We start from the raw sequence: 14896 nt of genomic DNA on the forward strand, positions 1-14896 counted from the left end.
TAAGCAGGGGGTCTCCGAGGGGTAAGCAAGAGCGCTCCGCGCGGCGTCAGCCCCCTTTAGGAATTAAAAGTCCTCCGTGCCCTCTGTGTCCTCCGTGGTTAATATTAAACCGGTGTCCTCTGTGGTGCCTCCGTACCCATCGTGGTAAAGTTTTTAATAAGCAAAATTGGGGTCTCCAGGGGGTAAGTAAGAGCGCTCCGCGCGGCATCAGCCCTCTTCAGGATATAAAAGAAAGGAGGGGGTCTCCGAGGGGGCATAAGCCCCCTTCAGGGAATAAAAGAGCGCCGTGTTCGCCGTGTCGCCGTGGTGAATTAAGTGCTGTGTCGCCGTGGTGTCGCCGTGTCGAATTTTAAGGAGCGCCGTGTTCGCCGTGTCGCCGTGGTGAATAATAAACCGTGCCCTCCGTGGTGCCCCCGTGCGCCCCGTGGTTCAGCGGCCGTAGTCGCCGACGATGGGTATTTTTTCTCCGCATTTCGGGCATTTCTTATCGGGCGTGATGCTATAGCGCATGATCTGGAACCCGTAGCGCTCGATCAAAAGCTCATTACATTTCGGGCACCAGGTATTCTCGTATTTATTGCCCAGTGTGTTGCCCAGGTACACGTAGTTCACGCCCTCTTCTTTCGCGATATCGTGGGCCCTTTCGAGCACCTTGATTGAGGTCGATTCCAGGTGGTCCATATGGTACATTGGGTGGAAACGGGTGAAGTGAATAGGCGTATCCGGGCCGAGGTTATCATAACACCACTTCGACAGCGCCCTGATCTCCTCGGGCGAGTCATTCTGGCCCGGGATGACCAGGTTCACCACTTCGACGTGCATGCCCCTCTCTCTGGCGATCTTCGTCGACTGTAATACGGGCTCGAGCTTCGACTTGCATATCTTCCTGTAAAAGTCCTCGCTGAAGGCCTTGATATCGACACGGAAGGCGTCCAGCAGTCCCTTCATGACGTCCATGTGCTCGGGCGTCGGGTAACCGTTGGTGACATAGATCGTCTTAATGCCCTTTTCATGGCACTTCAAGGCGCAGTCGTGCGTATACTCCAGCCAGATGCCCGGCTCGTTATAGGTCCAGGAGACACTTTTACACAGCGAATCGACCGCGTTCCGGGCCAATTCTTCGGGCATGATGTCCGTGGTGTAGACTTCCTGGATCTCGGCCTGGGAAATGCCCCAGTTCTGGCAGTGCTCGCACTGGAAGTTACAGCCCACAGAGCCGACGGAGTACGAAAAGCTGCCAGGGTAGAAGTGGTAGAGCGGCTTCTTCTCAATGGGGTCGCTGGCCTCGGAGGTCACGGTGCCATAGATGAGCGAGAATATCCGGCCGTCGATGTTCTTCCGCGTACGGCAGTGGCCGAGCTTGCCCGGGGCAATGACGCACCGGTATGAGCAGACGTTGCACTTCGCTTTGCCGTCCTTCAACGGCTCCCAGAGGATGGCTTCCTTTAGCATGTTGTGACCGCCGGCGTATAATTCATCGATATAATCCTCGTTTTTTCATGATGATATATATGATGATATATATTATGTGTGAGCATACCTGCGCCAGGAAAGGCTCCTTCAAGGATGAACCCTGATATAGGCTTTCTGTCATAATCGCTTAACTCCGATATCCGTCACCACTTTAAGCTTCACTTAACGTGCGTTTTTCCGATAATAATTCGAAGGCCGACTGCATATTTTCCAGGCGCTTTCGACTGACGGTGGCGCAATTTTTCTCGAGGTGCCCTATTCGCGGGACATCGATGCCTTTATATACTAACAGCTTAAATCACACAGTAACCGCAATGGCAACATGAACCCAGATTTTCGCGCATAAAAGGCAAATGCAAAGGCCATAGACTGAAAGCCTTAAAATTATACGGTAACACGAAAAAATATTTGTAGTCATAAAAGCTTAAATCAGAAGGTCGGACGGTTAAAGGATGAAAAAGTTCATTAACTTATTGCTTATCAGCATTATCTTATTATCAATCACCGCCGTCACGGGTGCAAACGCCTCAAATACGGCTTTCAGCATCAGCGGACAGGTCATTGACCGTTACGGGGACCCTTTACCCGGTGCAACAGTAACGCTTATCGACAATAATTTTAATACGATCGCAACAAAAACCACGAATCAAAACGGCAACTTCGATTTTCTCAACGTAGTAGCGGAAACGAATACGTGTACGGTAAGGGTGTCCTATACGGATTCCGACGGCACGAAATACGATATGCCGACCTATTATGTCAAATGGTATCCGACCAGCAACATACAATATATACCATCCAGCCAGACCCAGATACCTAATTACCCACAGCCCGAGTATGGCTACCTTTACGGCGCCATCCAGACGGGGTCGGACAACAGCGCAACCTTCATCAACGGGATCGTCTACCTGGTGAGCCTGGACAACGACGTTAAATATTATGAGTTCGCGGACAGGACCGACGGCAAAGGCAGCTACACATTCTACGTTCCCGCGGGGTCGTACATGCTCTACGCCCAGCACTGGGAGAACGGCGTCGTCTACGAGTCCACCCACAAGCAGGTCACGGTGACACGGAATGCCGATATCGCGAACGTCCTTGAGACCCGGATTATCCTGCCGCTCAACACTCCCTCCAGCAATGCGGACCCCGGCGTGATGCCGGAGCATCATACGAATACTATATCGGGCACCGTCCTCACGAAGGACGGGAAGCCGGTCGCGGGTGCGACCGTGACCCTCCTGGAGAAGGCGGATAACGGCTCCGTCTATATCCCCATGAAAGTCACGGACGGGAGCATCGTAAAAACGACGACCGACAGCAACGGCAACTATACGTTCAACGGCGCGATCCCGACGACCAACGACGGCAAGTCCATCCAGGCCAAGAAGGATATCAAGGTCCAGGTAGACTACACAGACCTGAGTGGCGCTGCACAGACCATCACCGCAGCCAATAGCGATTCCAGGCCGCTGTACTACCCGGACGTCATCCTGGGCTACGGGGTTGAAGATTCGGCCAGGAGCATCACGATGCCGACCGTCACCGTGCCCTATGCGAAGGGCGGGTGGGTCAGCCTGAGCTCGGTGCCCACGGGCGCCAACATCTATGTGGACGGGCAGCAGCTTTTCGGCCCGAACAACCAGCCCCTGGCGACTCCCTGTACTGCCTACATCGATGCGGGCACGCACACCATAAAGATGAGTAAGGACGGCTATTCCGATACTTCCGACACCATCACGATGGAGGCAAACCAGCAGCATCCCGATTTCATCATGAGCCTGCAAAAGGCCGTCGTGCCCGCCTGGGTGACGCTGGTCGCCGCGATCGTCATACTTCTCATAGCAGCTATTGCGATCATCGCCCTCCTGGCTACCCGGATCAAGTCGATTCTTGCGCCGGTCGCGAAGGCGCTGGGCGGCTTCAGGCATAAGATGGACGGCGCGAAGGCAGACCGCGAGGTCGCCAGGGCCCATAAGGCCGAGGCCGCAAAGCAGGAGGCCGTAAAGCGCGAAACGGCCAGGCAGGAGAGCGCCCCGCCGGTCGACGTGGTCAATGTCGACCCCGTGAAGCGCAGGCATGAGACGATTGCGGCGGACGACGGTAAAAAGAAGAAGATCCTCGACTTCGACCTGAAGCACATCGCCGACGGCGTGCCCAGGAAGGTCAAGGCCCGCGAGCCGATCGATGCCCCGAAGGAGCGGACTCCGGTCGTCTTCGCGAGCGATATCTACAAGAAATCGAGCGGCAACGTAGAGCGATACGAGACTCCGGCGAGGAGCAACGAGCCGCCTGCGAGGGGCTACGAGCAGCCGCGTGCCCAGCCGGTGAGCGAGCGCGAGGCGCTGGTCGAGCGGCCGACGTCGCCCGAGCGCAACGAGCGGTTCCGGATCCCGCGGTTCCCGGGGCAGCGTGGCGAAGCGAGCGCGTCCTCCAGCGATAAGGAGCGTGTACTCCGGTATATCCGGGACCACCCTGAGGGCGTATCGTTCATCCAGATGAGCAACGATCTGGAGATAATACCGAACAATCTCACTTACATCACCAAGGAACTCGTCATCAACGACGATATAGAGAAAGTCAAGGGGCTGTACTACTATAAGTCCCACACGTCGCCCGCTGACGACAGCTCATCGTCCGTGGTCGTCTGGCGACTGGACGGCGATAAATAAAAGAGGCTGGATGTGAATGGTCGAAGCTAACGATAACATAGAAAATGAGACGATGTCAGACGACAATAATCAGGCATACGAGTTCGCCGAGAATAACAACACCATGCGAAAGCGGAGATCGGACGCGATCCCGATCGGGCTGAAGATCGGCTCGACCCGGACCGTGCTCGTGATGCCTAATTACGAGGGCAGCCTGGATATCGTGCGCACCCTGACGTGCGTCGCTAAGTACCGGGACCTTTTCACCGGAAAGCTGGCTACGAAATTCGGCGACGAGGCGGCCGAGGAGTACGCGGACTCCGTGTACTTCATGTTCCGCGCCGGCCTGCCCCAGGACGACGACAGCGTCAAGCTGGCCGCCCAGTTCATCGAGTATCTCGTTTACAAGTATAACATCCCCGAGAACAGCTATGTGACGCTGGCCCACCCGGCGGTCGAGAACGACCGGGGCCGAAAGAATCTGAAGGAGATCATTTCGGGCATGTCCATCGGCCGTGCCGGCAGGCAGGCCTGGTCCGAGGCGTTCTGCGGCGCCATCCCGGCCTTCGACGGCCTCGACGCCATCAAGAAGACCTTCATGAGCGTCAACATGGGCTCCACCACGCTGGAGATGAGCGTTTTCAGGAATGGCGAGCCCGTGCACACCGTGACACTCGGTACTATAAGCGGCAATATCGTGGACCGGAAAATAAGATTAGGCGTCCAGAACGAGACCCAGGGTATCGTGAACATAGACCTGAACACGGCCCGCAAGTACAAAGAGGAGTTTGCCAACTTCATCGACTACAAGCCTGTCTATGATTCCGTTCACATTCACGATAAAGGCCAGTACGGCTTCAAGATCGAGAAGAGCATCATGAAGCCCGTCGAGGAGTACGTGAACAACGTGGTCGAGGCAATCATGGAGAACTTCTTCCCCCAGTTAGCCCAGGACCATTACCAGACGTACAAGCGCGTCCTCTCGGAGCCGATCATACTGACGGGCGGCATGGCGTGCATCCCAGGTCTAAAAGAGAGAATACAGCAGCTCCTCTCGGACGAGCTGGAGCAGCATGTCACGGTCATATCGAGTGACCGGCCAGACCTGGCACCGGCAATAGGCGCCTACAGGATCTCCGAGTACACGCTGCAGTACCGCGAATAAGTGCGCCGATTATTTTCACGGCGCATATTCTCCTATTTTTAAGTATTCCTTTCGCTTACCATGGGCTATGGACGTGTAAGCATTGCCCAGCCTGCATTTGATGATGGTGGCAAAGCGGTTTGATAACTACCGCCTGGCCCTGGATAAGAAGAGGCGCGAGGTCTTCGACTACATCCTGTTCGAGCTCGCTGGCCGGAGGGAGGAGACGCTGGTCATGCACCCGAACCACACCGAGGCCGCCCTGATGAACGCTTTGATAGAGATGGAGATGCGCATCGAGGCGCTTGAGAAGAAAGGCTAAAGCCGATCCCGCCCCTAACACCGGTATAATAAAAATATGGAATGCCCGATATTGGGCTAAATGTAATTTCCTAACACTTTTGTGTGCTGATATAAGTGAACGCGGACATCGCGGCTTTGGCCCCTTCGCCCGCCGCCACGATGATCTGCTTCTGGGGCACGTCGCTGACGTCTCCGGCCGCGAACACGCCGCAAACGTTCGTCCTGCACCGCTCGTCGATGACGATCTCGCCACGGTCGTTGATCTCCAACAGGTCCTTGGCGAAGGCCACGTTCGGGAGCAACCCGACCTCGACGAACACGCCGCCTACGTTGAGCGTCTTACGCTCGCCGCCGGACGTGGAGACGATATCGACCGACTCCACGAAGTCCTTGCCGTTGATCCTGTCGACGGTATAGCCCATCAAAATGGCCACCTTATCGCTACTTTGTATCTTATCGACGACGACCTTATCCGCCTTCAGCGTGCTGCGGACGACCAGGAATATCTTCTTCGCCATGGGTATGAGGTCCATCACGGCCTCGGCCGCCGCATTCCCGCCGCCGATAACGGCCACGTCCATGCCCGAGAACAGCGGCCCATCGCACGTCGGGCAATAGCTCACGCCCTTATTCCTGAACTCCTTCTCGCCAGGTACGTTCAGCTCTTTCCACTTCGAGCCCGTGGCGACGACCACCGCCCTCGCCTCATAAGCGGTGCCGTCCGCCGCCATCGCCATGAAATAATCGCCTGCTTTCTCGAGCTTCGCCACGCGGCTCAGCTTTATGTCGATCTTCATGTCCTCGAGCTGCTTTTTGATGAGGGCAGCGAGCTGGGGGCCTGGTATGCTTTTATATCCCGGGTAGTTCTCCACGTTACCGGTCTTTGTCACGTTGCCGCCGACGGAGTCGGCGATCAGCTGAAGCGTAAGCCCCTTGCGCTTCGCGTAAATCGCCGCCGTCATGCCCGCCGGGCCGGCGCCGATGATGATGAGGTCGAGTAAAGCCATCACGCGATGAATGTCTCTAAAAAAGATTAATGTTCCGCACTCAGGAACTTGTCGATCTTCGGCGCGTTGAAGCCGACCATGACCCGGTCCCCGATGACGATTACCGGTGTCACCCTGATGCCGTACCTCTTAGCCATTTCCTCCAGCGCCTTCTTATTCGTCCGGACGTCGATGTCCTCGTAGGGCACGCCTTTTCTATCGAGGTATGCCTTAGCGCGGTTACAATCCGGGCAGGTGGGCTGGGAGTATATCTTGACCTTCATCATATAGACCATATCTATATTATACGGTTATATAATATAAAAGGATACCATAATAGAATAAAATGGCAATTTTTTACTTTTTAATATCCCGCCGCAGGTGAGATAAGTTCAGGCGCTCCAGTACCTCGCCGGCTGTATCCTCGAAGTCACGCTCGATACTTTTGAAATAATCCTTTTCTGCATCGTCGGCGCCCTCTACTTCTCTGACGGCGGCCGGTATCGTGATCATGCGGAACTTATGCCGTTCCTCTCCATCCCCACGCTCGATCATCTGGTTTAGGAGTAAGCTTATGGGTATGCCGGGTACTTTCCTGGACGTACCCGGTATTACCTTATTCTGTACGATTTTATTGCCCCCTTTAATAGTAATTTACCACTCGATTGTATATATACTAATCGAAAATCGTTCGCTTATATTAGAACAAAATACTAATATATTTCACTCACATACAAATATATCGACATATTGATACACTTGCGGTCAGTATTTCACGCGAGCGCGCGGCCGGATAATAGCCTGCTTTTCTCCAGGTCCCTTGCCACGTCGCCCAGCCCAAGGGACCGCAGCTTTTCCGGCGTCGGCCATCCCGTAGCCTTATCCCATCCCCTGAGCTCGTAATACTCGTCCAGCATTCTATCCAGATGCACTGCGCTGCCCTTATCCGGGCCGTTCGGCAGCGGCTCCATGAGCCTGTGTGGCAGACGGTCGTCCTTCCGCGTGAAGCCCTCCCGGGCGTTGAACGCCCGCTGCAGATTCCAGGCGCGCTCTCCGGCCTCCAGCAGCTTATCCTTTTCAAAAGAAAATCCTGTCAATGCAGACAGGTGCCGGGCGTACTGGCTCGGCTCCACGGTGAAGGCTATGACGGTGAACATGCAGACGACCAGCGAGTTCACGGCCGCGAAATAATTCTGGCATGGTATCATCCACTGTGCCTTGCCCTCCTCGGATAACGGGTCGAAATTCTCGGGCATTCCTAGCTCTTTAGAGCGGAATCCCATGCACTCGGCCGTCGCCGCGAAGGGCCTCAGGTTATCAGCGCCCCGGTTATCCGTCGCATATCCCAGCGCCATGCCTTTGCTGCCTCTCGCCTCGATGCCCGGAAGGTCCATATTCTTCACGCTCTGGACGTATCTCTCCGAGCCTCGGCCTATCCTTTTTGAGGCCTCGTCCAGCCCATCGGCGAGCACTGCGCCGAACTCCGCCCTGGTTGCTATCTTCGGTACCATGGAGGTCATCGCCTCGTGGTTGCCCCAGTTTAGCTTCACTCCATGGGTATCGATGTCGTCAATGATCCCACGCTCATAGAGTTCCATTGCCCAGGCGATAGTGGCGCCCGTCGATACCGTGTCCAGGCCGTACTGGTCACACACGATGTTGGCACGGGCGATGGCCTCCAGGTTATCGTTACCGCACTGGGAGCCGAAGGCCACGGCTGAGTCGTAGTCGGGGCCCTTACCGCGAGTGCCATAGTAAGGCCCGTACTCGATGTCGATGACCCGCGTACAATGGATTGTACAGCAGAAACATCCACGGGTCTTCGTCAGCATGGTCTTCGCCATCGTCTGGCCCGATATCTTATCGGCGCCCGCGAAGTTACCTGTGTAGTGGTTCTTCGTCGGGAGAACGCCCTTCTCGTTCATCACGGGAATGATACCGGTTACGCCGCTGGACGGGAAGAGGCTGCCGGTGACCACGTGGCCGTAGCATGTATCCAGCAGCTCGTTCATGGACTGGAAATACTTTGCCGGGTCAGCGGCACGGATGTCACGGGTGCCCCGGACGGCGATAGCCTTTAGTTTCTTGGAGCCCATGACGGCGCCCAGGCCCCCGCGGGCAGCGGCGCGCTGCTGGTCGTTCTGGATGCTTGCGTACTTCACAAGATTCTCGCCCGCCGGCCCTATGTAAGCGATGTTGAGCTTATCGTCGCCAAGCTGACGCTTGATGAGGGCGTCAGTCTGGATCGTGTCACGGCCCCAGAGGCCATCGGCCTTATAGAAATGCACCTCTTCGTCGTCGATAAAGACATATACGGGCTTTTCGCTCTGACCCTCCACGATGATACCGTCGTAGCCGGCGAACTTGAGCTCGGAACCCCAGTAGCCGCCCGCATGCGACGTCGTCTCCAGGCAGGTCAGGGGCGACTTCGTGACCACGCAGTGCCTGCCCGAAGTCGGAGCCAGCGTGCCCGTCAGGGGCCCGGTCATAAAGATGAGGCGATTGTAAGGGCCTAAAGGATCGGCGTGCGCGGGCACCCCATCATAAAGATACTTGATGCCCAGCCCCTCCCCGCCGATGAAACGTTCCAGGTCATCCTCATTTAGCGCTTCGACATGAAAATCGAGCTCATTAAGGTCCAGCCTGAGCATCCTGCCGGCGTACCCGCCCCCGGTCACATCAACACCCACCCGAGCGCATTCGTGGGACAGTAGCGGACGCACATGGGCTGGCCCAGGCAGAGGTCGCACTTCCTAGGCATGCGCCGGTCCGGGTAGAACTGCAGCACCTTCGTCGGGCAGGCATCGATGCATTCGCCGCAGCCCGTGCACTTGCTCTCGTCCAGCCGGTAGATGCCCTGTTCGCTCGTGGTGAGAATGTTAAAGTCCTGGTATATGGCATCCATGGGACAGGCATCGGCGCAGCGGCCGCACTGTATGCAAATACGTAAATGGTGTGTGTCGGGATAGTCCAGGTCGACGATGACCCGGCCCTTATCCGGATTAAAAACGACGTCGTGGACCCAGCCGCAAATGGTCTCGCAGCGGTGGCAGGTGATACATGCGTCCTCGTTTTTCGTTAGCCGGGGCATAAACAGGTTCTCCATTAAAATCACGAAAGCGGGCAAATATAAGCCTAATTGAAAAATCGGGCGATTGGCATGATTTTACTTTATTAATATATAAATATGTTAATATCTTTGTTTCATAATAGGTGTCCTGTACGAGTAACGCCGAGCCAGCGCCCGGAGCGAGAGCAACGCCTATCCCTGCGGCTTCCCCCTTTATCGAGGAAGTCACGCTAAAGAGGGACCTGGGAGTGCTGGGATCGTTCTCCATAGGCTTTGCCGACGTGGGCGCGGACATCTACGTGGCTCTCGGCCTGGTGCTATTCTTCGCGGCGGGCGTCGCCCCGCTGGCGCTGGCGGTCGCCGCGCTGGGCTACATGTTCACCGCTCTAAGCTACGCGGAGCTGGCCTCCGCCATACCCAAAGCTGGCGGCGCCTCGATCTTTGCCAGGGAGGCGTTCAATGATTTTTGGGGCTTCATCGCTGGGTGGGGGCTGCTGCTCGACTATACCATCGACATCGCCCTCTTCGGCTGGATCACGATGGGTTATTTAGGCAGCTTTTTCCATAACCTGGGTCAGGCTGGCGTACCATACGTCGGGGCCCTGGCCAGCCTGAATAGCCTGAATACGGCTGTTTCGGGGGGCGTATCGGACTATACCGTCCAGGCGCTCGCGACCATCATCCTGAGCGTCCTGCTCATGGCGCTCAACTACATCGGCATCCGGGAATCGGCGAACTTCAACATCTTTCTCTCGGGGCTGAGCATCCTCAGCGAGATAATTCTACTGCTTATCGGCTTTGCCATCGTCTGGAACTTAACGACGTTCATGGGCAACATCACCCAACTCGGCACAGGCGTCTCCTGGGCGAATTTCGGGTGGGGCATCACCGTGGCCATGGTCTCCTTCATCGGCCTCGAATCCATATCCCAGGCGGCGGAAGAGACAAAGCGCCCGGACAAGACCATACCCAAAGCCACCTTTGCGCTGATCATCGCGGTCGTACTCGCCGGCATGCTGCTGACAATACTGGCCGTCGGATTGCCTACGATCAGCCCCTCCGTAATCGGCAAGACATACCAGAACGACCCGGTCGCAGGCGTCGCTCATGGCATTGCGCTCGGCCTCAGCCAGACTAATCCACTCGTCATGATATTACCGCTCTACGTGGGGTTTTTAGGCTTTATCATGCTCCTCATGTCCACGAATACGGGAGTCATCGGCGCATCGAGGGTGACGTACTCCATGGCCAGGTACAAGATCATGCCTGCGTGGTTCAATCACGTCCACCCGAAGTTCCGCGTTCCAACGAGAACGATCGTAGTGTTTACGCTGGCATCTGTGGGCTTTGTAGTGTTCGTCTGGATCATGGGCACGTTCCGGCTGAGCCACGAGGACCCGACGATCATTCTGGGCGACCTGTACAATTACGGCGCCCTCATCTCGTTCATGCTGGTGAACCTTGCCCTGATTCGGCTGAGAAACAAGCGTCCGGAGCTATACCGGCCCTATAAGTCGCCTTTCGCCTTTAGTATTAAGCGTAAGGGCAAGGATCTCGTCGTGCCCCTACTGCCGCTGCTGGGGTTTTTCGTATGTCTGTTCGTCTGGATACTGGTGCTGAGCCTGCACGAGATCGGGAAGATCGTTGGGACGCTCTGGTTCATCGCCGGCATCCTGTTCTACTTATGGTACCGCCGCAGCAAGGGGCTGAGCTGGAAAGAGTCGATACCCGGTACTCTGGCCACGTCACCCGACGTTGCCCCCGAGATGCACCCCGAGATATCGGAACAAATAAGGCAAAAACTGATCAAATGATATCTGGAAGGACTTATGCCCGAAGCGAATGTCGTACGATATAAAAAATCGGAAAAGCCGGGGAAAATAGCGTTCTCTATTCTCGCATTAGATGCGCTCCTGTCCATCGCCCTGCTGGCGATGGGCCTGTACATGTTCGCGCTGGGCATATCGAGGAGCACCTCGATGCTAGTCCTTCCCGCTGTCCTTTTTGTCTCGATCGGCGGATATAAGGCCGCAAAGCTGTATCCTATACTGATGGCATCGATCGGCAGCGAAGGCCAGCCCGTGACCGTCCTGCACAACAGCGTACTGGTGCCCATATCGAGGCCTGAGACGCTGGAAAGCCATGTGAACCTGGGATGCGATATGGTGGCGCCGGGCGGGACTTTACGGCTCCTGTACGTTATCGAGGTGCCCCAGCAGGTTCCCTTCGATTACGCCGATACACGGAAAGCGAAGGCAAGGGAGCTGTTGACCCTGGCAGCATCATATGCGGAGAAGCGCGGCGTAATGCCGAAGCTCGAGATCGTCGCCGCCCGGGTCATACCGGAGGCGATACTGGAGCTTGCCGACCGCTATAAGGTCGACCTGATCATCATGGGTTCGAGCCAGCGGACGGTGCCCGAGAAGGTGCTTTTCGGCAACGTCGTGGACCGTGTCTTGCGAGAAGCCCCCTGCGAGGCGCTCATTTTCAGCTATTCGAAGACTCTGCAGCCCATCAAATACTATAAGATTCTGGTGCCCACGTCGGGCTATAAGCATGCCGAGAGGGCACTGGACATCGCCATTCACTTGACGAAAAAGTTCGGGGGCAAGATCACGTCCCTGTACGTTGGTCAGGCCTCGGACGCCGAGAAGGCGAAGCTCATCCTGAAAAAGGCGCAGATGCACGCCGAGCGGCTCGGCTCTTCCGTGGAGACGCTGTTCAAGACCGGCAGTGTCATCGATAACATCATCGACGAAGCGAAGTCCGGCAGCTACTCGCTCATCATCATCGGCTCAACCGAGCGGCCTGCCTACTATACGTTTTTACTGGGGAGCACCGCCGATGAGATCGTCACCCGGGCGCCCTGCAACGTGCTCATCGTGCACACGAAGAAATGACCACGGAGGGCATGGCTAATTTCTCACCACGGCGACACGGCGAACACGGCGCTTATTTTAGATCGGCACGGCGGATGCACGGCGACACGGTTTCCAGATAATATTATTAAGCATGGGGTCTTCGAGGGGTAAGTAAGGGCGTTCCGCCCGATATCAGCCCCCTTCAGGATATAAAAGTAAGCAGGGGTTCTCCGAGGGGTAAGCAAGAGCGCTCCGCGCGGCGTCAGCCCCCTTCAGGGAATAAAAGAGCGCCGTGTTCGCCGTGTCGCCGTGGTGAATAAAGCGCTGTGCCCTCCGTGGTGCCTCCGTGCCGCCGTGGTGAAGTTTTTAATAAGCAATATTGGGGTCTCCGAGGGGGCATCAGCCCCCTTCAGGATATAAAGTCCTCCGTGCCCTCCGTGGTGAATCTCGCATAAGACCGGTTGTTAAATATCGTAGAGCGCTTTGAGGTTGTAGATGGCCCGGCTGACTGCGCTGAGGCTCTTGCCGGCCTCGTAGGCGCCAATGGTGCGCCCGTCGTTGCCCATGATGATGTCATAGTAGGCCAGCACGTCGTCCATGTCCCGGCCGGCATCGCCCAGGTAATGCTCTAAAGAATCGGACGTGTCCGTGCCGCCGATGAGCCGCTTCAGGAATCGCAGGCGCTCCCTCAGGCACGGGTTCTCCAGCGCCAGGTACTCCTGCCGCTCCGCATCGGATAACGCCTTTTTCAGCAGCAGGTCCATGAAGGCTTCGAAGCCGGCCACTGCATCGATGATGCACAGGGAATGGTTCTCCTCGGCCAGGGAACGCTTCGCGTTGAGAAGGAGCATCTTGTAGAGCCCGTGCTTCGACGTGAGCATCATGTTGACGAGCATGGTATCCTCGCCCGTGAGCGTGGCCGTGGCAACGGGCTCGATGGCGTCCGTATGGTAGAGCTCCACAGGCTCGCCGAAAGCGTTAGCCATCGTGATCGATAATACGGAATATCCCTTCTTGCCTACACAAAAGTCGATGTCCTCGCGCACGAGGGCCACGGCGTCCATGAACTTTTTCACGTGCTCGAAGGCCTCGTCGAGCAGGGCGGACTCCTCCTTTTTCTCCAGGAATTCCCGGACGCTGTCGTAGTTCGACTGGAACTCGATCTCGCCCGTCGACATGCCATTGCCGGGCGTAATTCCCGCGAGCCGGACTTTTACGCCGTCGTCATAGGAGAATTCAGGTACTGTGACGATTATGCCCTGAAGGGCGAATTTGAGGCCGATCATGCAGGGCTTCCCCAGCCTCTGCAGGTGAGCCAGCGCCCCTGCCGGCGTGGTCCTGGCCAGCACCTCCTCCTGCTGCCTCTTTCTCTCTGCTTCCCGGGCCTCGATGTAATTGTCATACGTCTTCTTTTCCTTCGCCACGGCCTCTGCGTGCTCGCCGCCCATGCTCTCGCCGAGAGCCCTCATCTCAAGGAAATATTTCTCGAATTCTTCCGGCGTGAGCACTTCTCCGAGGCCGACGATGTTGTAGAGCGAATTGAACAGCGATTCGCCGCCTTCGTCGTGTACTTTCTTGAGCTCGTAGGAGCTTACAAAATAGCCTTTTGCCTCTTCAGGCTGCCCATCCTTCACGTACGTGATGCCGATGTTGTTCAGCGCTTCGGCGGTCTCCTTGTACGCATCGGTCTTCTCGAAAATGGCGAGGGCGACTTCGAATTCCTTCCGGGCCGCCTGGTACTTTTTTAGGGAAAGCATATAGTTCCCATTCTGGAAGCGCCGGCGGGCAATGTTCAGCGATTTCGAGGCATCCATAAGAGGTCGTTACATATATGTGGTTCTCTCTATATAAGCATTCTACGGCTCTCTAAGCCTTAGATATTTTAAGCGAGCATACTAATTTCAACCACACCCGGGTTACACCGGACGGCAAGGAGTTCACTTTTCTATTGCCGGGAGCATGACTACGAACCGGGCGCCCTTCATATAATTCCCTGGCACGCGGTCTTCAACCCCGAATCTACCCTGGTAGTCGTCCACGAGCATCTTGATCAAACACAAACCGAAACCCTTGCCCTTCGCCCGGGTGGCGGTTAGATTCAAACGGTCGAACAGGGTCTCCTTGAGCGTATCGGGGATGCCCGGGCCATTATCCTCCACGTCGATGCGACAATATGGTTTACCGCCAAAGATTACCGAGTTCGCGCGGATGTTGATCACCAGCGGACCCCTCGAATGTTTCACCGCGTTGCCGATGAGGTTGATGAAAACGTCCTTCAACAAATCGTTGGCCCTGACATAATGGCGGGTATACTGGTCGTAGGTGATCTTCACGTTCCGGCCCGGGACCTTGTCGAATTGTTTCATGGCGTCCTGGATCACCATGCCCACGTCGAGCGCCTGGGGCTC

13 protein-coding genes are annotated in these 14896 nt (G+C 56.2%); 5 read left to right on the forward strand and 8 right to left on the reverse strand.

Features of this window, described 5'->3' with window-relative positions; genetic code table 11:
- Positions 1-429 precede the first annotated feature (429 nt).
- Complete coding sequence (gene amrS / locus VMC84_RS08140) at positions 430-1452, reverse strand: AmmeMemoRadiSam system radical SAM enzyme (protein WP_325379481.1); 1023 nt, start codon at positions 1450-1452, stop codon at positions 430-432.
- 473 nt (positions 1453-1925) lie between these two features.
- On the opposite strand from amrS, the gene VMC84_RS08145 reads away from it, so the two are divergent.
- The 3 genes from VMC84_RS08145 (at position 1926) to VMC84_RS08155 (ending at position 5590) form a co-directional block, all read left to right on the forward strand.
- Positions 1926-4145, forward strand: coding sequence for a carboxypeptidase regulatory-like domain-containing protein (locus VMC84_RS08145; protein ID WP_325379482.1), 2220 nt, complete (start codon positions 1926-1928; stop codon positions 4143-4145).
- A 16-nt stretch (positions 4146-4161) separates the two neighbouring features.
- The gene (locus VMC84_RS08150; RefSeq protein WP_325379483.1) at positions 4162-5289 is read left to right on the forward strand and encodes a rod shape-determining protein; all 1128 of its coding nucleotides are present in this window, start codon (positions 4162-4164) and stop codon (positions 5287-5289) included.
- A gap of 100 nt (positions 5290-5389) precedes the next feature.
- Complete coding sequence (locus tag VMC84_RS08155; protein ID WP_325379500.1) at positions 5390-5590, forward strand: hypothetical protein; 201 nt, start codon at positions 5390-5392, stop codon at positions 5588-5590.
- 70 nt (positions 5591-5660) lie between these two features.
- Here VMC84_RS08155 and VMC84_RS08160 read toward each other — a convergent pair whose 3' ends face one another.
- The 5 genes from VMC84_RS08160 to VMC84_RS08180 all read right to left on the reverse strand — a co-directional run bounded on the left by VMC84_RS08160 (position 5661) and on the right by VMC84_RS08180 (position 9648).
- Complete coding sequence (locus VMC84_RS08160) at positions 5661-6578, reverse strand: NAD(P)/FAD-dependent oxidoreductase (RefSeq protein WP_325379484.1); 918 nt, start codon at positions 6576-6578, stop codon at positions 5661-5663.
- A 26-nt stretch (positions 6579-6604) separates the two neighbouring features.
- Positions 6605-6853 (reverse strand): glutaredoxin family protein, encoded by a 249-nt coding sequence (locus tag VMC84_RS08165; RefSeq protein WP_325379485.1) that lies wholly within the window; start codon positions 6851-6853, stop codon positions 6605-6607.
- Positions 6854-6914: 61 nt separating this feature from the next.
- A complete protein-coding gene (locus VMC84_RS08170; RefSeq protein ID WP_325379486.1) occupies positions 6915-7112 on the reverse strand; it encodes a hypothetical protein in 198 nt (65 codons plus the stop codon).
- Between the two features lie 218 nt (positions 7113-7330).
- A complete protein-coding gene (locus tag VMC84_RS08175) occupies positions 7331-9235 on the reverse strand; it encodes an aldehyde ferredoxin oxidoreductase family protein (protein WP_325379488.1) in 1905 nt (634 codons plus the stop codon).
- Positions 9232-9648 (reverse strand): 4Fe-4S dicluster domain-containing protein, encoded by a 417-nt coding sequence (locus tag VMC84_RS08180; protein ID WP_325379490.1) that lies wholly within the window; start codon positions 9646-9648, stop codon positions 9232-9234. Before VMC84_RS08180 ends, VMC84_RS08175 begins: the two co-directional genes overlap by 4 nt.
- A 122-nt stretch (positions 9649-9770) precedes the next feature.
- Here VMC84_RS08180 and VMC84_RS08185 point away from each other — a divergent pair, with 122 nt between their 5' ends.
- Positions 9771-11441 carry an APC family permease gene (locus VMC84_RS08185; RefSeq protein WP_325379492.1) on the forward strand — a complete coding sequence of 557 codons (1671 nt, stop codon included), beginning with the start codon at positions 9771-9773 and terminating at the stop codon, positions 11439-11441.
- 15 nt (positions 11442-11456) lie between these two features.
- Positions 11457-12527, forward strand: a complete 1071-nt coding sequence (locus VMC84_RS08190; protein WP_325379494.1) for a universal stress protein — start codon at positions 11457-11459, stop codon at positions 12525-12527.
- A 425-nt stretch (positions 12528-12952) separates the two neighbouring features.
- Here VMC84_RS08190 and VMC84_RS08195 read toward each other — a convergent pair whose 3' ends face one another.
- Complete coding sequence (locus VMC84_RS08195) at positions 12953-14302, reverse strand: tetratricopeptide repeat protein (protein ID WP_325379496.1); 1350 nt, start codon at positions 14300-14302, stop codon at positions 12953-12955.
- Between the two features lie 123 nt (positions 14303-14425).
- Positions 14426-14896, reverse strand: a 471-nt coding sequence (locus tag VMC84_RS08200; RefSeq protein ID WP_325379498.1) for a HAMP domain-containing sensor histidine kinase, incomplete at its 5' end; no start/stop codon positions are given.

This window comes from Methanocella sp. (assembly GCF_035506375.1).
In the GTDB taxonomy this organism is placed as follows: Archaea; Halobacteriota; Methanocellia; order Methanocellales; family Methanocellaceae; genus Methanocella.